General features: G+C 71.4%; 14 protein-coding genes and 2 tRNA genes. 11 read left to right on the top strand and 5 right to left on the bottom strand.

The genetic code is table 11. From position 1 onward, the window contains the following. Positions 1-22 precede the first annotated feature (22 nt). On the bottom strand, positions 23-2917 hold the full coding sequence (locus E1291_RS28620; RefSeq protein WP_131741186.1) for a UPF0182 family membrane protein: 2895 nt from the start codon (positions 2915-2917) through the stop codon (positions 23-25). A 115-nt stretch (positions 2918-3032) separates the two neighbouring features. On the opposite strand from E1291_RS28620, the gene E1291_RS28615 reads away from it, so the two are divergent. The 4 genes from E1291_RS28615 to E1291_RS28600 all read left to right on the top strand — a co-directional run bounded on the left by E1291_RS28615 (position 3033) and on the right by E1291_RS28600 (position 5273). Further along, entirely contained in the window at positions 3033-3569 is a 537-nt protein-coding gene (locus E1291_RS28615) for a PPA1309 family protein (protein ID WP_131741185.1), read from the top strand. Between the two features lie 40 nt (positions 3570-3609). Continuing rightward, positions 3610-4032 (top strand): molybdenum cofactor biosynthesis protein MoaE, encoded by a 423-nt coding sequence (locus E1291_RS28610; RefSeq protein WP_207400990.1) that lies wholly within the window; start codon positions 3610-3612, stop codon positions 4030-4032. Between the two features lie 71 nt (positions 4033-4103). Beyond that, positions 4104-5153 carry a YlbL family protein gene (locus tag E1291_RS28605; RefSeq protein ID WP_131741183.1) on the top strand — a complete coding sequence of 350 codons (1050 nt, stop codon included), beginning with the start codon at positions 4104-4106 and terminating at the stop codon, positions 5151-5153. 46 nt (positions 5154-5199) lie between these two features. Further along, positions 5200-5273, top strand: a tRNA-Met gene (locus tag E1291_RS28600). A 196-nt stretch (positions 5274-5469) separates the two neighbouring features. Here E1291_RS28600 and E1291_RS28595 read toward each other — a convergent pair. Together E1291_RS28595 and E1291_RS28590 are read right to left on the bottom strand one after the other, a co-directional pair. Beyond that, positions 5470-6375, bottom strand: coding sequence for a 5'-methylthioadenosine/S-adenosylhomocysteine nucleosidase family protein (locus E1291_RS28595; RefSeq protein ID WP_242614428.1), 906 nt, complete (start codon positions 6373-6375; stop codon positions 5470-5472). Further along, on the bottom strand, positions 6372-8084 hold the full coding sequence (locus tag E1291_RS28590) for an AbeC-like domain-containing protein (RefSeq protein ID WP_131741182.1): 1713 nt from the start codon (positions 8082-8084) through the stop codon (positions 6372-6374). The genes E1291_RS28595 and E1291_RS28590 overlap by 4 nt, the downstream gene beginning before the upstream one ends. 97 nt (positions 8085-8181) lie before the next feature. Here E1291_RS28590 and E1291_RS28585 point away from each other — a divergent pair, with 97 nt between their 5' ends. After that, positions 8182-8910, top strand: a complete 729-nt coding sequence (locus E1291_RS28585; protein WP_242614427.1) for an NUDIX domain-containing protein — start codon at positions 8182-8184, stop codon at positions 8908-8910. A 1-nt stretch (position 8911) separates the two neighbouring features. Here the strand turns inward: E1291_RS28585 and E1291_RS44740 are convergent, their stop codons facing one another. Then, positions 8912-10006, bottom strand: coding sequence for a PucR family transcriptional regulator (locus E1291_RS44740; RefSeq protein ID WP_131741181.1), 1095 nt, complete (start codon positions 10004-10006; stop codon positions 8912-8914). Between the two features lie 117 nt (positions 10007-10123). Between E1291_RS44740 and E1291_RS28575 the strand changes: the two genes are divergently transcribed. The 5 genes from E1291_RS28575 to E1291_RS28555 all read left to right on the top strand — a co-directional run bounded on the left by E1291_RS28575 (position 10124) and on the right by E1291_RS28555 (position 14713). Next, positions 10124-11038: a proline dehydrogenase family protein gene (locus E1291_RS28575; RefSeq protein ID WP_131741180.1), complete on the top strand. Its 915-nt coding sequence runs from the start codon at positions 10124-10126 to the stop codon at positions 11036-11038. 17 nt (positions 11039-11055) lie between these two features. Then, positions 11056-12687, top strand: a complete 1632-nt coding sequence (gene pruA, locus E1291_RS28570; RefSeq protein WP_131741179.1) for an L-glutamate gamma-semialdehyde dehydrogenase — start codon at positions 11056-11058, stop codon at positions 12685-12687. Between the two features lie 145 nt (positions 12688-12832). Next, positions 12833-12909: transfer RNA gene (locus E1291_RS28565), tRNA-Met, on the top strand. Positions 12910-12983: 74 nt separating this feature from the next. Next, positions 12984-13352 carry a DUF3054 domain-containing protein gene (locus E1291_RS28560; RefSeq protein ID WP_131741178.1) on the top strand — a complete coding sequence of 123 codons (369 nt, stop codon included), beginning with the start codon at positions 12984-12986 and terminating at the stop codon, positions 13350-13352. Then, positions 13349-14713: a cytochrome P450 gene (locus E1291_RS28555; RefSeq protein WP_131741177.1), complete on the top strand. Its 1365-nt coding sequence runs from the start codon at positions 13349-13351 to the stop codon at positions 14711-14713. Before E1291_RS28560 ends, E1291_RS28555 begins: the two co-directional genes overlap by 4 nt. A gap of 3 nt (positions 14714-14716) precedes the next feature. On the opposite strand, the gene lhgD is transcribed toward E1291_RS28555, so the two are convergent. Continuing rightward, on the bottom strand, positions 14717-15943 hold the full coding sequence (lhgD, locus tag E1291_RS28550) for an L-2-hydroxyglutarate dehydrogenase (RefSeq protein WP_131741187.1): 1227 nt from the start codon (positions 15941-15943) through the stop codon (positions 14717-14719). Between the two features lie 101 nt (positions 15944-16044). Between lhgD and E1291_RS28545 the strand changes: the two genes are divergently transcribed. Then, positions 16045-16738: serine/threonine-protein kinase (locus E1291_RS28545; RefSeq protein ID WP_131741176.1), on the top strand; the 694-nt coding region annotated here is incomplete at its 3' end.

The following is a 16738-nucleotide window of genomic DNA, read 5'->3' as shown; positions in this document are numbered from 1 at the left end:
CGGCCCGGCGGCGCCCGGTGGGTCAGCTCGTCGGGCCGGCGGCCGGCGGCGATCCGGACGGGGACGGCGACCCCGACGGCGACGGCGACCCCGACGGGACCGGCGCCGGAGCCCCCGGCTTGGCCTGCTGGGCGGCCGCCAGCGCGTCCCTGGCCTGCTTGATCCGCGTCCACGCCTCGCCCATGGCGGGATAGTCCCCCGCCTTCTGGGCCTTCTCGTAGGCGCCGACGGCCTCCTGGAGCTGGGCGATCGCCCGGCGCGCCGCGTCGTTGAGCTGCCCGCCCGGCACCGGCGTCACCGGTGATCCCGTCCCCGCGCCGCCGAGGATGTGGTCGCGGGCCTCCTCCCACGTGTCGGCGGAGGCGAGCTGCCCGCCGAACTGCACCAGGACCTTCCCCAGCTGCGGAAAGGAGTTCTTGCCGGTCGACTTGACATAGACCGGCTCCACGTACAGCAGGCCGCCCGCGAAGGGGATCGTGAGCATGTTGCCGATGACCGTCCGCGTGCCCTGTTTCAGCGCGTAGAAGTCGTTCTTGACCTGCGTGTCGAAGCCGTTCTGGACCTGGCTCGACCCGGACTGCGCGTTGCGCGGCATCTCCAGGATCTGGATGCGGCCGTAGCCCCCGGGGCTGGAGTCGACGGACATGAACGCGGCGAGGGCGGCGTTGTCGCGCGGGTTGAACACCGTGGTCAGCGAGAACCGCTCGCCGCCGCCGTCCGGCATCGCCAGCGTCTGGTAGTACGGCGGCTGGCGCTTGCCCGGCGCGGCCGGGTCCTGCGGCACCTCCCAGAAGCCCTCGCCGCTGTAGAACGCCGCCGGATCCGTCACGTGGTACCTGGAAAGGATCTTCCGCTGGACCTTGAACAGGTCCTGCGGGTAACGGAAGTGCTCCCGCAGCTCCGGCGGGATGCTCTCGTACGGCTGGACGGTGTTCTTGAACACCTTCATCCACGTCTTCAGGATCGGGTCCTTGGCGTCCCACTGGTAGAGCGTGACGGAGCCGTCGTAGGCGTCGACCGTGGCCTTCACCGAGTTGCGGATGTAGTTGATGTGGTCGTCGGCCTGCCGGGTGACCGCCGACCGCGTCTCGGTGATCGTGTCGTGGGTGGCCTCGCCGATGCTCATCCGCTCCGAGTACGGGTACCCGTTGGACGTGGTGTAGCCGTCCAGGAGCCACAGGACGCGGCCGTTCACCACGGCCGGATACGGGTCGCCGTCCAGCGTCAGCCAGGGCGCGGCGCGGTGCACCATCTCGCGGGGCGTCCGGTTGTAGAGGACCTTCGCCTTGTTGTTGATCGCCCCTGACAACAGGAGGTTCTTGTCCTTGAACTTCGTCGAGAACAGGAGCTTGCGGAAGAACGAGTCGACCCGGACGCCCCCGGAGCCGCCGTAGGTGGTGCTGTGCTGCCTCGCCGGGCTCTGGTCGGGGTAGTCGAACTCCTGCTGGCCGCTTCCGCCGACGATCGAGTACTCGGGGGAGTTCTCCCCGAAATAGATCTGCGGGTGGTCGACCCGGATGCGCTCACCGGGAGGGACGGGCATCTTCCCGGTGATGAAGTCGGGCAGCCCCCCCGGCGCGATGTGATCGCCGTAGGCCGAGACGAACCCGTAGCCGTGGGTGTAGACCATCCGGTCGTTCACCCAGCTCTGCTGGCCCGACGGCGGACCGGACAGCTCCCGCAGCCCGACGACCGTGTCGGTCATCTTCCCGTCGACCATGTAGCGATCGACGTCCAGGATGTCGGGGAACTTGTAGAAGGGCCGGAACTGCTGGCTCTGCTCGAACGTCTTGCCGACCACGTTCGGGTCGAGGAGCCGGACCCCGCCGAGCTTCTCGCCCTCGGTCCGCAGCTGCTTCGGGTCGCTCACCGGCTGCGCCCCGTACTGCCGGACGGCCGCCCCGTCGACCCCGTACGCCTGCCGGGTCGCCGCGATGTTGCGCGCGATGTAGGCGCGCTCCTTGGCCAGCTCGTCCGGCTTGACCTGGAACTGCTGGATCAGCAGCGGGTACACCCCGCCGAGCAGCACCGCCGACAGCACCAGCAGCGTGAACCCCACGCCGGGCAGCATCATCCCGCGGCGCAGCAGGTTGCTGACGAACATCACCGCGCAGATCAGCGCGATGACCGCCAGGATCGTCTTGGCGGGCAGCAGCGCGTTCACGTCCGTGTAGGACGCCCCCGTCGTCGCGCCGCGCTCCGAGTGCACCAGCCCGTACCGGTCGAACCAGTACGCGAACGCCTTCAGCAGGACGAACAGCCCCGCGAGCACCGACAGGTGGGCGCGCGCGGGCGGGCTCGCCTTGTCGCCCGGCCCCTGCAGCCGCAACCCCCCGTACAGGTAGTGCACCATCACCGCGGCCAGGAACGACAGGATCACGGTCGCGAACACCACGCCGAGGACCAGCCGCAGGAAGGGATACGTGAACACGTAGAACGAGATGTCCTTGTGGAACTGCGGATCCTTCACGTGGAACGAGGTCCGGTGCAGGAACGCCAGCCAGACCTGCCACCGTCCCGCCACCGACGAACCCGTCAGCACGCCCAGCAGCCCCAGCAGGACCACCGAGATCAGCCGCCGCCGCGGATCGATCACCGACCGGTACCGCTCCAGCCCCTGCTGCTCCACCGACAGCGGCCGGTACGCCGGGCGCAGCCGGTAGGCGACCACCACGTTCGCGCCCACCACCAGGGCCATCAGCAGCCCCGCCCCGAAGAAGAGCACCAGCCGGGCCTGCCATCTGGTCGTGTACACCGACGAGAAGCCCACCGACCGGTACCACAGCAGATCGGTGTACACCGCGTCGAACACCAGGAAGCCGATCAGCACCGCCGCCAGGACCACGAGCACCGGCAGCACCAGCCGGGTCCGTCCGCTGCCGAGCCGGCGCCCGAAGCCGGGAGTCCGGAAGGTCAAGGGCCCCTCCGATCGAGATCTCGCCCACCGGCGGCCCGCCGGTGCTGTATGCAACCTACCGACTGGGCGGGGGGTTCCCGCACTTCCCCAAGCCCATTGGGGGAAAGATGGCCCCGTGAGCCTCCTCGAAGAAGTCGTCCTCGATCTCGAACGGCACTGGTCCCAGCGGGACTGGGACGCGCCGCCCTGCCTCTACGCGCTCGTCCGCAGCACCGAGCTGCGCGCCGCCGAACCCGAGCTCGCCGAGCAGCTCGGCCTCGCCCCGGGCGCCGACACCCTCGCCGCCCTCGAACAGCCCGGGCTGCCCGAGCAGGCCGCCGTCGAGGACGCGCTCGCCACCATCGCCTGGCCGGACACGGTCACCGGCTGCGCGCTGGTCATCGAACGCGTCGTCCTGCCGCCGGACGCCGAACAGGAGATCCCCGACGACGAGGCCGAGGCCGCCGCGTTCGCCGCCGCCCACCCCCGCCGCGAGGACGTCCGCATGGTCGTCGGCGTCCTGCGCGACGGCGGCCGGCACTCCGCGCTGCGGCTGCGCCGCCACGACGGCGACGACGAGATCCTCACCGGACCCGACCTCGTCCCCGCCCTCTCCGACGCCCTCGCCGCCACCTTCGAACCGGACGAACCGGGCCGGGCACCGGAGAGGTAGCCTGCGGGACGTGAGCCATGACAGTGCCGCCGGCGGCACCATCGACGTCATCAGGCTGGTCGGCGTCCGCGACGCCCCCCTGTCGGTCGACGAGGTGCTCGCCGCCGTCGGCGACCCCGCCGCCGGCGGCACCGCCGTGTTCATCGGCACCGTCCGCGACCACGACCACGCCAGAGCCGTCCGCGGGCTGTCCTACAGCGCCCACCCCACCGTCGAGCGGGAGCTCCGCGCGGTCATGGAGAAGATCGCCGCGGACCTTCCCGTCCGCGCCCTCGCCGCCCTGCACCGCGTCGGCGACCTCGACATCGGCGACCACGCCGTCGTCGTCGCCGCGGCCTGCCCGCACCGCGCCGAGGCGTTCGCGGCCTGCCGCCGCCTCATCGACGACCTCAAGGCCCAGGTGCCCATCTGGAAGCACCAGACCTTCGCCGACGGCGGCGACGAATGGGTCGGCGCCTGCTGACCTCCGCCCGGCGGAGACCGGCACGTGGGTCAGGGACGGCCGAGGCCCCCGATCCGCATAGAGTTTCCGGCATGTCTCGTCGTGCCGCCACGCTCACCGTCGCGAGCGTGCTCGTCTTCGCGCTGGCCCTCGTGGGCTCCCTCATGCCCGTGCCCTACGTCGCGCTGATGCCCGGCCCGACGAGCAACACCCTCGGCACCAACGACAAGGGCCAGCCCCTCATCCGCATCGAGGGGCGGCAGACCTACCCCGACGGCGGCCACCTCAACTTCACCACCGTCACCTACCGCGGCGGACCCGGCGGCCGCATCGACCTGTTCACCGCCCTGCGCGGCTGGCTCGCCAAGGACACCGCGATCGTCCCCGAAGAGACGATCTTCCCCAAGAACGAGTCGCAGCAGCAGGTCGACCAGGAGAACACCCGCCAGATGCAGGACTCCCAGCAGAGCGCCGAGGCCGCCGCCCTGCACGAGCTCGGCATCCCCATCGCCACCCAGGTCGTCGTCGACGGCGTCCAGAAGGGCAAGCCCGCCGACGGCCGGCTCAAGCCCGGCGACGAGATCACCGCCCTCGACGGCGCCAAGGTCACCAGCGTCTCCCAGGTCACCGGCACCATGGCCAAGCGCAAGATCGGCGACTCCGCCGCCCTCACCGTCCGGCGCGCGGGCAGGGAAGAGAAGATCACGCTCACCACCGTCGCCGACCCCACCGGCAAACGCGCCGTCGTCGGCGTCGTCCTCGCCGACCAGTACAAGTTCCCCTTCAAGATCGACATCAGCGTCGGCGACATCGGCGGCCCCAGCGCCGGCCTCATGTTCTCCCTCGCCATCGTCGACAAGCTCACCCCCGGCCCCCTCACCGGCGGCACCTTCATCGCCGGCACCGGCACCATCACCCCCGAGGGCGAGGTCGGCCCCATCGGCGGCATCCAGCAGAAGATGATCGCCGCCCGCCGCGCCGGCGCCACCGTCTTCCTCACCCCCCGCAGGAACTGCGCCGACGCCCTCTCCGCCCGCCCCGGCGGCCTCCGCCTCGTCCGCGCCGACACCCTCCACGGCGCCGTCCAGTCCATCAACGCCCTCACCAGCGGCAAGGGCGACATCCCCGCCTGCTCGAAGTAAACCGATTTGGACGCACCCTCCCGATGCCCTAGAGTTAAGACATCACCGCGGGGTGGAGCAGTTCGGTAGCTCGCTGGGCTCATAACCCAGAGGTCGCAGGTTCAAATCCTGCCCCCGCTACTGGTCCCTAGGGTCCTCTTGGTCGCGGCTTTCAGCCGCTCCCCAAGGGGACCCTTCGCCATTCCCGGGGGGACGACCCCCCGGACCCCCCGATATGAGGGCTCCGCCCCCACACCCCCTCTGGGGCTCCGCCCCTCGCCCCCCTGTGGCTGAGCTTGTTGCTCGGCTCGGCTTCTTGGGGCTCGGCGGTCTGGGGTCAGTGAGCTTCTTGTGGGAGGGCAGGTGTCTTCAGGTAGGGGATGAGCTTCCCCAGGGCCACGGCGGCATGCCATGACGCTGTGCGGTGGTGGGCGTCGTCTTTGGACGCGTCCGCGGTGTCGGAGATACCGCGGACGACCACCCAACCGTGGAGGCGGCCCGTATCGGCGGAGTGCTCGTGGGTGACCTGGCTGAGACCGCCCGCCTCCATGTCCAGCGCGAGGATCTTGTTGTTGAAGGAGGCCAGGTAGCGGACGACGTCGGCCTCGCCGTCGGCGACCACCGCCTCACCAGAGCCGATGGGGCCGTGGAACATGCGCAGGTCACGACGCGTCCCACCCGGATCCTCCACGGGAAACTCGGCCGGATCATGGTCGGTGAAGAACGCGTTGATCGCGTGGCCGACCGCCGCCGACGTCTCGCGTTCCTCTCCACGCCTGTGAGTGCCCTCCGGCGTCTTCTTCCGGAGGTCGTAGTAAACGACCCGGGTGGCCACCACGACGTCGCCCACCGCGACGTCGCCGTGTATTCCGCCCCCTATGCCCGCGAGGACCATGATTTTCGGATCAAAGTGACGGCGCAGATTCTCATAGGCGGCCATCGCGGAGCGCTGGCCCTGCGCCAGAGCGCGGATCGCAGCGATCTTGAGGCCCCCGCAAGCGCCCGTGTAGAAGCGCAGCGCGCCGACGGGCGTCTCCTGGAGCCCGAGGGCCAGCCTGACGGCGTTGGTCTCCACCCCGAGGACGGTGATGATTCCGACGTCGGTGTGCTGCGGCCGAGCCCCGCCCCTGTGCTCCGCCGAGGTGCCCAGATTGACGGTCGGCCTGTTCCCGACGGCCGAGTTGGTCACGGCCATGGTGCCACCGGTGTTCAGGATTCCGTTGACACGAGGGGTCTTGTTCACGATTGTGCTCCTTCCATGACGGGGGTGTTCCGGTTGACCTGGGCGCCGTCTCCGATGGCCGAGTCTCGGATCTCCATATGGCCGCCCATGTTGAGCACGCTCGCGCTGATGATGGTCTCCGCGCGTTTCTCGAAGGCGGACGTGTCGACGTTGTGGCTTCTCAGGAAGTCCTTCGTCGTCTCCAGCAGACGAAGTTCGAGGATCTTCATCTGGTCGAGGATCGTCGGCTTGTCGAAGTCGGCCCGGTCCCACTCGGCCGCCACTTCTTCCCGGATGCTCAACTGGGGCGCGGTCACCGGTGCCGGGCCCTGACTCCGGCGTGCTCGGGCCACCCGGAGGAGGGTCCCGGGTGCCCGGAGAATCTGCCATGTACACCCCAGTTCGACGTGGAGGCGGCGGAGATCGAGCAGGACGTCGCGGACCAGCGTCGCCCTTCCCGCTTGGGTGGGCCGGGCGAAGCGCTCGAACTCCGGGGGCGTTCTCGGCAGGGCGCAGGCGGCGAAGTCGAGGCTGAGCGAGCGGCCCTTGACCGTGACGCGCAGGAAGACCGTGGTGACCAGTTCTCCGGAAGAGGTGACGCGTATCTCGAGGAAGTGCTGAAGGGGGCCGTGCGGCTCGTTAATGATCTGCGGCAGGGCGTGGAGACCCAGCCCGGCACGGATCTGCTCGCCCGCGAAGGGCGCGTCCGCCTCGGCCACGAACACCCGCTGGTTGATCCGGTAGCCGGGCAGGCGGCTCCGATCCGAGCTATGCCCGATCGGCTGCATCGTCCTGATGAGATGGCGCACCAGCTCATGGGCGTCGAATGGCGGCTTCCGGTACTCGCGGCGGGTCAGGGCGTCCGGTTCGTCGGCGGCCGGAAGCGTGCTCTTCGGACGGACCAACTGGATCGCCAGAGGAGGCAGCCAGCGGTGCACCAGCCGGCCACTGCCGACGAAGAAACCAGGCCCGTCGTCCTCGGCGTCGGTGCGCCTGCCGTCCCCTTTGCGGGGCTCGGGCCTGCGATAGACCACGACATGATCGTTCTGCTGGAGTTCGATGGCGCGGAGCCGCCGGTCGAGGCGGCGCGGGCGCAGGCTGTGGCCCGTCCGCGTCGTGGTGATCGCCCGGTATCGGGCGCAGGAGACCAGGGCGATCGCGATGACCATCAGGGCCATCGCGATCCCCGCCCTGGCCAGGGCCTGGGATAAGGGCGTTCCATCGGCACCGGCCGCCACGACCGGGACCGCTGACGCGACCACGCAACCGCTGGTGGCGAGCTTGAGCAGCTGTAGGCGTTCCTGTAGGCGGTTGGAATCCTCGAGTTCTCCGATGGTCGCGTGTTTGCGTAGGAACTGGACGACTTTGAGTTTCGCCTTCAGTGTCAGTACTTGGGGGGCGAGCACCGCGGTGCGGCATACCAGCCAGGGCAGGACCGCCCCGCAGATCGCGGCGACCACGGCCGCGGGACTACCGGCCGCCGTGACGGCGAGGACGGTGAGAACGCAGGCGTGCTTCACCGCGTCCAGACGCCATGCGCGCCACGCGTGGGCGGTGACCGCCACCAGGTCGAACCCGTAGGACGGGGCCACGCGGTGCCGGTGGTCGGCGAGGACCTTGGTGATGATCATGTCGCGGAAGCCGCGATCGAGGTAGGTCGCCGCGCACAGGTGCCGCGTCGTCTCGGCGCCATCGTCGGCTCGTGCCGTCGAGTCCTTGGTCAGTGACACCGGTCGGCCGCCCATGCCGTCCCCCGCCCTCGTTTTTGGTATGCATGACCTTAAGTGGTGCACGATTTAAAGTCAATGCAACCTTTAGGGGGCGGGCGTGCACGAGCGCGAGCCGGTCGCGGTGACCGTGGATTTGGTGATCTTCACGATTCGCGGAGGTCAGCTCCATGTGCTCTTGATCGAGCGAGGGAAGGAGCCGTTCCTCGGGCGCGCGGCGCTGCCCGGCGGATACGTACGGAAGGGAGAGACCCTCGATGAGGCCGCTCTGCGGGAACTGGCCGAAGAGACGGGGCTCGACGGGCGTCGGCTGCATCTGGAGCAGGTGCGCACCTATGGCGATCCGGGACGGGACCCCCGGGGGCGGGTCATCACGGTCGCCTACCTGGCGCTCGGCCCGGACATGCCCGTGCCGATGGCGGGCACCGATGCCCGTGCGGCGCGATGGGAGGCGGTTCTACCGGTGCTCGGCGGAGAGGTTCCGCTCGCGTTCGACCACGAGGTCATCCTTCGCGAGGCGCTCGAGCGGGCGCGGTCGCAACTCGAGTACACGACCGTGGCGGCGGCCTTCTGCCCTGAGCCGTTCACCATCGCCGACCTGCGAGAGGTCTACGAGGCCGTGTGGGGGGTCGTGCTCGATCCGAGCAACTTCCGACGGAAGGTCACCCGGGCCGAGCAGTTCCTGGAGACCACCGGCGAACGGAGGATCCTCGATGCGGGCCGGCCCGCGGCGCTGTACCGGCGGGGGCCCGCGTGGTTGCTGTCGCCGCCGCTGCTGCGGGCTGGGGAGGTGGCACGGGCACAGGTCTCGGCGGCTTCGCTGCGGTGACCTACTCGGGGAGGTGGGGGGTCAGGGTTAGGGCTAGGTGGAGGGTCAGGCGGTCTTGGCCGTTGGTCAGGGAGAGGGCCGTCAGGTCTTCTATGCGGCGCAGGCGGTGGTAGAGGGTCTGGCGGTGGATGTTGAGGGATTGGGCGGTTTTCTGGACGTTGCCGGCGTGGTCCAGGTAGGTGCGGGCCGTGGTCGTCAGGTCCGGGTGTTGGAGTAGGCGGTCGGTGCCCGGGGTGCGGGTGGCCTGGATCAGGGAGTCGTCGCCGGCGGCGCGCAGGAGGCGGAGGGCGCCCAGGGTCGTCCAGTCGCGGGTCTCGCCGGGGAGGGCCGTGCGGGCGGCCACACGGGCGCGCAGCCAGCCCTCGTGGACGTGCTCCAAGGTCGGGCAGGACGTGCAGAGGCCCGCCTGGACGGGCACGTTGCGCTCCTCCAGGACCCGGCGGGCGCGGTCCGTGATCGCCTGGGGGGACGTGGCGGACGGGATCACCAGGACGTGGTCGCCCTGCCAGACCGTCGTCAGGACCGAATGGGGCAGCAGCCACGGGTTCAGCGGCTCGGGGCTCTGCGTGCGCAGCACGGCGACGGCCAGCGGTGGGTCCAGGGCACCGGCCTCGGCCAGGTCGCTCGCGGCCTGGGCGCGCGCGTCCGGCTGCGCGGACAGCAGGTCGGCGATCTTCCAGCCGAGGTCGTCGCGCTCGCGGGCGCGGCGGGCCATCAGCAGCCCGGCGCGCTCGCACAGCGGCATCGCCTGGGCGGCCTGGGCGGCGGAGACGCGCTCCTTGTCGTCCAGCAGCCACAGGTAGCCGTAGGTGACGTTGTTCCAGCGCGCGGGCAGGCACAGCCGGCCGAGCTGGCCGATCGTGACGTCGGCCGGGATGCGGACGGGCCCGGTGGCGCGGGCGATGCCGTGCCGCTCGAACCGGGTGCGGACCGCCTCGGTCGCGCGGCGGTGCAGGATCGACTCCATCCGGACGGGGTCGATCGTGTCGCCGTGGGCCGCGTAGGCGACGAGGTGGAAGTCGCGGTCCTCCAGGGTGGCCGGGGCGCCCAGGAGGTCGGCCGCCAACTCCACGATCTCCTGAAGGTCGTGAGCCATGGTCGTCCCTGTGACATCTGTATGAAGAAGTGGCTTCGTGAAAGTGGCACCTGACTATACGAGATGGGGATGGATCGCTCCTAACGTGCGGAGTGCCCATCGTCGTAGGAGGTCCCCATGCTCAGTCCTCTTCTCCTCGCCGCCGCGCGCAGCGGCCGGATGCGCGGCCTGGTCACCACGGTGCCCCTGACCCGGGGGGTCGTCGACCGGTTCGTGGCCGGGGAGGACCTCGCGTCGGCCGTCCGCGCCGTCCGGGAGCTGACCTCGGACGGGCTGCGCGTCACCCTCGACCACCTCGGTGAGGACACGACGGAGCGGGCGCAGGCCGACGCGACCCGGGACGCCTACCTGGAGCTGTTCACGGCCTTCGAGGAGCACGGCCTCAACGAGGGTGCCGACGCCTCGGTGAAGCTGTCGGCGCTCGGCCAGGCGCTGCCGGGCGACCTCGCGTTGGACAACGCCCGCGCGATCTGCGCCGCCGCGGCGAAGGCCGGGATCACGGTCACGCTCGACATGGAGGACCACACGACCGTCGACTCGACCCTGGAGATCCTCGGCAAGCTCCGGGCGGACTTCCCGTGGGCCGGCGTCGCCATCCAGGCGATGCTGCGACGCACCGAGGGCGACCTGCGCGACCTGGCGCACGAGGGGTCGCGGGTCCGGCTGGTCAAGGGCGCCTACGCCGAGCCCGCCTCCGTCGCCTTCCAGAACAAGCCGGAGATCGACCGCGCCTACGTGCGGGGCCTGCGGACGCTCATGGCCGGCTCCGGCTACCCGATGATCGGCAGCCACGACCCGCGCATCATCGAGATCGCGCATACCCTGGCGCTCCGGGCCGGGCGGTCCGCCGACTCGTTCGAGTTCCAGATGCTGTACGGGATCCGGGCCGCCGAGCAGCGGCGGATCGCGGAGGCCAACCGGATGCGCGTCTACGTCCCCTACGGGGCCGACTGGTACGGCTACTTCATGCGGCGCCTGGCCGAGCGGCCCGCCAACCTCGTCTTCTTTCTCCGTTCGTTCGTCTCCCGCTGACCAGGAGGGTTCCTTTCATGGACGCCGTGACCACTGTTCCGACGCCGGTGAACGAGCCGGTGCTCGGCTACGCGCCCGGCAGCGCCGAGCGGGCCCGGCTGGAGGCCGAGCTCGCCGAGCAGACGGCGCGCGCGCCGATCGACCTGCCCATGACGATCGGCGGCGAGCGGCGGCTGGGCGCCGGGGCGAAGGTGGCGGTCGTGCAGCCGCACAAGCACGCCGCCGTGCTCGGCACCTTCGGCACCGCGACCGCCGGCGACGCGCGGGACGCCATCGCCGCCGCGCTCGCGGCGGCCCCCGCCTGGCGGGCGCTGTCGCTGGACGACCGGGCCGCGATCTTCCTGCGCGCGGCCGACCTGCTGGCCGGGCCGTGGCGGGAGCGGCTGCTGGCCGCGACCATGCTCGGGCAGTCCAAGACCGCCCAGCAGGGCGAGATCGACAGCTCCTGCGAGCTGATCGACTTCTGGCGCTTCAACGTGCACTTCGCCCGGCAGGTCGTCGCCGAGCAGCCCATCAGCAGCCCCGGCGTGTGGAACCGGTCGGACCACCGCCCGCTGGAGGGGTTCGTCTACGCGATCACCCCGTTCAACTTCACCGCGATCGCCGGGAACCTCCCCACCGCGCCCGCGCTGATGGGCAACGTGGTCGTGTGGAAGCCGTCGCCGACGCAGACCTACGCCGCCGTCCTGATCATGCGGCTGCTGGAGGAGGCCGGGCTGCCACCGGGCGTCATCAACCTCGTGACGGGCGACGGCCTCGCCGTGTCGGAGGTGGCCCTCGCGCACCCCGACCTCGCCGGGATCCACTTCACCGGCTCCACCGCGACGTTCCAGCACCTGTGGAAGACCGTCGGCGCCAACATCGAGAAGTTCCGCGGCTACCCGCGGCTCGTCGGTGAGACCGGGGGCAAGGACTTCGTCGTCGCGCACCCGTCCGCAGACCCGGCCGTCCTGAAGACCGCGCTCGTGCGGGGCGCGTTCGAGTACCAGGGGCAGAAGTGCTCGGCCGCGTCGCGCGCCTACGTCCCCCGCTCCATCTGGGAGAACGGCTTCAAGGAGGAGCTGGCCGCCGAGGTGGACGGGCTGACCATGGGCGACGTCGCCGACCTGTCCCACTTCATCGGCGCGGTGATCGACGAGCGCGCGTTCGCCAAGAACAAGGCCGCGATCGACCGGGCGAAGGACGACCCCTCGGTGGAGATCGTCGCGGGCGGGACCTACGACGACTCGGTGGGCTACTTCGTCCGCCCGACCGTCCTCGTCTCGGACGACCCGGAGAACGACATCTTCCGGACCGAGTACTTCGGCCCGATCCTCGGCGTCCACGTGTACGAGGACGAGCGCTACGAGGAGGTTCTCGCCCAGCTGGAGTCGGTGTCGGCCTACGCGCTGACCGGCGCGGTCATCGCCAACGACCGGGCCGCCGTGGCGCGCACCCAGGAGGTCCTGCGCTTCGCCGCGGGCAACTTCTACGTCAACGACAAGCCCACGGGCGCCGTCGTGGGCCAGCAGCCGTTCGGCGGCGCGCGCGCGTCGGGCACCAACGACAAGGCCGGGTCCGTGCTGAACCTCCTCCGCTGGACGTCGCCGCGCTCCATCAAGGAGACCTTCGTCGCCCCGACGGACTACCGCTACCCGCACATGGGCTGAGGCCCCACCCGGGACCCGCGGCTGGGAGGGAGATCCGGCCGCGGGTCCCGCGCGCGTGCCGCAAGGCCGGATTCACGCCTGGGCCGCGCCTGGTTCCTCGCCGGTTTGCGCAAGGAATCGGCACCCCATAGAGTTAAGACATCGCCGCGGGGTGGAGCAGTTCGGTAGCTCGCTGGGCTCATAACCCAGAGGTCGCAGGTTCAAATCCTGCCCCCGCTACCAAATGCGAGGGCCCCCTGTTCAACAGCCGAACAGGGGGCCCTTCGCCTTTCCCGGATACTCCATATCCTTTGGGTATGCGGAGTTTGGGTGCTGGGGCGCTGGACGTCTGTTGTGTGCTTGTTTTCGTGGGAATCGGGCGGGCGTCGCACGAGGAGGCGGCGAGCGTGACCGGGTTCGCCGGGACGGCCTGGCCGTTCCTGGCGGGTCTCGGCCTCGGCTGGGCGGTCACGCGGGCCTGGCGGCGTCCCGCGGCGGTGGCCGCCGGAGCCGGGGTGTGGCCGGTGACCGTGGCGGCCGGGATGGTGCTGCGGGCCCTGTCCGGACAGGGGACGGCGTTCGCGTTCGTGCTGGTCGCGCTGGCGTTCCTCGGTCTGACCCTGGTGGGGTGGAGGAGTGCGACCCTGCTCGGGGCGCGGGTGTTCCGCGCCCCGGAGGGGTCATGACGAAGGTCCTCGCGCCGCCGCCCGAGGGCAGCGGGCTCAAGGCGGTGCCCGGCGTGCCCTGCGTCCCCTACATCGGCAACACCCTGATGGTGATGCGGCGGCCCTTCGAGCACGCCCGCAAGCGGTACGCGGAGTACGGGCCCGTCGCCTGGAGCTGGCTGCTCGGGCAGCGGATCGTCACCGTTCAGGGCCCGGACGCCGCCGAGGTCGTCCTGGTGAACCGGGACAAGGCGTTCGCGAGCGGCCCGGCGTGGAGCTACTTCGTCGGGCCGTTCTTCGACCGCGGCCTCATGCTGCTCGACTTCGACGAGCACCTGCACCATCGCCGCATCATGCAGCAGGCGTTCACCCGGCCGCGCCTGCGCGCCTACCTGGACGCGATGGAGCCCGGCATCGCCGCCGGCATCGCCGCGTGGCGTCCCGGGCCCGGTTTCAGGGTGTACGACCATCTCAAGCGGCTCACGCTCGACCTCGCCACCGACGTCTTCATGGGCGCCGGGCCCGCCGGGGACGAGCGGGAGCGCGTCAACGGCGCCTTCGCCGACGCCGTCCGCGCCGGGACGGCCTACGTGCGCTTTCCCGTCCCCGGGCTGCGCTGGCACCGGGGCCTGCGGGCCCGCGCGGTGCTGGAGGAGTTCTTCCGCCGGCAGCTGCCCGCCAAGCGCCGCGACGGCGGGGACGACCTGTTCGCCGCGCTGTGCGCCGCCGAGACCGACGACGGCCACCGGTTCACCGACGAGGACGTCGTCAACCACATGATCTTCGTGCTGATGGCGGCGCACGACACCACCACGATCGCGCTGACGACGATGGCCTACCACCTGGCCAGGGTCCCCGAGTGGCAGGAGCGGCTCCGGGACGAGTCGCTGGCGCTGGCGGCGCGCGAGGGCGGCCCGGACCTGGACGACGCCGGCCTGGACGCGCTGACCGGCATCGACCTGGTGATGAAGGAGGCGCTGCGGATGCTCGCGCCGGTCCCGGCGGTGCCCCGCAAGGTCGTCAAGGACACCTCGATCCTCGGGTTCCACGTCCCCGCCGGCACGACCGTGGTGGTACCGATGCTCACCAACCATTACATGGCCGAGTGGTGGCCCGATCCCGAGCGGTTCGACCCCGGCCGCTTCGCCCCGGAACGGCGTGAGGACAGGATCCACAAGTACGCGTGGTCCCCGTTCGGGGGCAGCGCGCACAAGTGCATCGGCCTGTACTTCGCGGGCATGCAGGTAAAGACGATCCTGCACCGGATGCTGCTGCGCTACCGCTGGAGCGTCCCAGAGGGGTACGTGTGGCCGCTGGACACCACGGCCCTGCCCTCGCCCAGGGACGGGCTGCCCGTCCGCCTCGACCTGCTGGAGCCCTGACGCTCACGCAATGGAGTGCGGGCCGTCTCCCAGGTACCTGTCGGTGATGTGCTCGGCGATGGCCAGGGACGAGGTCGCCCCCGGAGACGGCGCGTTGCGGATGGTGACGACGGGACCCAGGCGGCCTATGCGAAAGTCGTCGACCAGGGAGCCGTCCGGGTCGACGGCCTGGGCCCGCACACCGGACGGGGCGTGCACCACGTCGCGGCCCGCGAGCTCGGGGACGAAGGTGCGGGCCTCCGCGACGAAGGCCCGCTTGAGCGCCGAGCCGTACAGCTCGCGCGCGCCGGTGCGCCAGTGCCGCCGCGCCAGGTGGCGGAACCCGGGCCAGCGGACGGTCTCCCACAGGTCCGCCAGGTGGAGGTCGCGCCGCCGGTACCCCTCTCTGGCGAGGGCCAGGACCGCGTTCGGGCCGATGTCCACCCCGCCGTCCACGCGGCGGGTGAAGTGCACGCCGAGGAACGGGTAGGCCGGGTCGGGCACGGGGTAGATCAGGCCGCGGACCAGGGGCGTCCGCTCGGGGACGAGCCGGTAGTACTCGCCGCGGAACGGCACGATCGCCGGGCCGGGTGAGTCGCCCGCCAGCCGTGCCACGCGGTCGGACTGGAGCCCGGCGCACACCACGAGCCGGTCGAAGGTCCGCGTCTCGGCGGGGGCGCCCGCCGGGCCGGGGGCGGTGAGCACGCGGATCCGGTCGCCCGCGCGGCGCAGGCCGAGGACCTCCGCGCCGAGCCGCACCTCGCCGCCGGCCTTCACGACGTCGGCGGCGAACGACCGCGCGACGGCGGGGAAGTCCACGATCGCCGTCGTGGGGGAGTGGAGCGCCGCGACGCCGGCCGCGTGCGGTTCGAACTCGCCGATCTCCCCGGCCGCCAGCCGGCGCAGCCCCGGCACCCCGTTGGCGGTGGCGCGGCGCTCGATCTCGTCCAGGCGGCCGACCTCGGCCGCGTTCCGCGCGACGACGAGCTTGCCGCACTCCTCGTAGGGGAGGTCGTGGCCGGCGCAGTACTCCTTGAGCAGGCCCGCGCCGCGGCGGCAGAGCGTCGCCTTCAGCGAGCCGGGGGCGTAGTAGAGACCGGCGTGGACGACGCCGCTGTTATGGCCGGTCTGGTGCGCGGCGACCCGATCCTCCTTCTCCAGGACCGTCACCCTCACGTCCGGCCGGGTCTCCGCGAGCCGGCGTGCGATCGCCAGCCCCAGGATCCCGGCGCCGATCACGCCGATGCGCATGTCCGCCACAGCCGCATGCTACGGCCCGTCCCGCGCACGTAGCCGCGCCGGGCCCGGTTGACCCACAATGGCCGCCGTCAGCCGTCTCTGGAGGTGGCCGGATGCCGAGCCCGCTGCAGGATCACGACCCCCGGGCCGTGGGCGCGTACCGGCTGGAGGCGCGGCTCGGGACGGGCGGGCAGGGCGTGGTCTACCTGGGCCGCGCCGGGGACGGCCCGCCCGTCGCGGTCAAGGTCCTGCACGTGGACGGCCCGATGGCCCGCTCCAGGTTCGCCCGCGAACTGGAGGCGGCCAAGCGGGTGTCGCGCTTCTGCACGGCCCAGGTGCTGGACGCCGACGTGACCGGAGACCGCCTCTACATCGTCAGCGAGTACGTGGAGGGCCCCACGCTCGCCGAGCACGTCCACGAGCGGGGGCCGCAGCGCGGCGCCGACCTGGAGCGGCTCGCGATCGGGACGGCGACGGCGCTCGCCGCGGTGCACGCCGCCGGGATCGTCCACCGCGACTTCAAGCCCGCCAACGTCATCATGGGCGCGACCGGGCCGCGGGTGATCGACTTCGGGGTGGCGCGGGTCCTGGACGCGGTGGCCACCACGGTCGGCCACGTCATCGGCACGCCCGCCTACATGGCGCCCGAGCAGGCCGCCGGGCGGCGCGTCGGCCCGGCCGCGGACGTGTTCGCGTGGGCGTCGACCCTGCTGTTCGCGGCGAGCGGGCGGCCCCCGTTCGGCACCGACGCGGTCCCCGCGCCCTCCGGCACCGTCCCGGCCCGCGACCCGGACCCGCCGCTGGACG

This window comes from Actinomadura roseirufa (genome assembly GCF_900659635.1).
GTDB classification, from domain to species: Bacteria; Actinomycetota; Actinomycetes; order Streptosporangiales; family Streptosporangiaceae; genus Spirillospora; species Spirillospora roseirufa.
The sequence above is the reverse complement of the archived record's forward strand: the minus strand, read 5'-3'. Positions and strand labels throughout refer to the sequence as shown.

Bases quoted from the DNA above. Each gene is read 5' to 3' on its own strand.
- E1291_RS28560 (WP_131741178.1), top strand. From the start codon at position 12,984: ATGCGGAGTTTGGGTGCTGGGGCGCTGGACGTCTGTTGTGTGCTTGTT.
- lhgD (WP_131741187.1), bottom strand. From the start codon at position 15,943: ATGCGCATCGGCGTGATCGGCGCCGGGATCCTGGGGCTGGCGATCGCA.
- E1291_RS28555 (WP_131741177.1), top strand. From the start codon at position 13,349: ATGACGAAGGTCCTCGCGCCGCCGCCCGAGGGCAGCGGGCTCAAGGCG.
- E1291_RS28605 (WP_131741183.1), top strand. From the start codon at position 4,104: ATGTCTCGTCGTGCCGCCACGCTCACCGTCGCGAGCGTGCTCGTCTTC.
- E1291_RS44740 (WP_131741181.1), bottom strand. From the start codon at position 10,006: ATGGCTCACGACCTTCAGGAGATCGTGGAGTTGGCGGCCGACCTCCTG.
- pruA (WP_131741179.1), top strand. From the start codon at position 11,056: ATGGACGCCGTGACCACTGTTCCGACGCCGGTGAACGAGCCGGTGCTC.
- E1291_RS28575 (WP_131741180.1), top strand. From the start codon at position 10,124: ATGCTCAGTCCTCTTCTCCTCGCCGCCGCGCGCAGCGGCCGGATGCGC.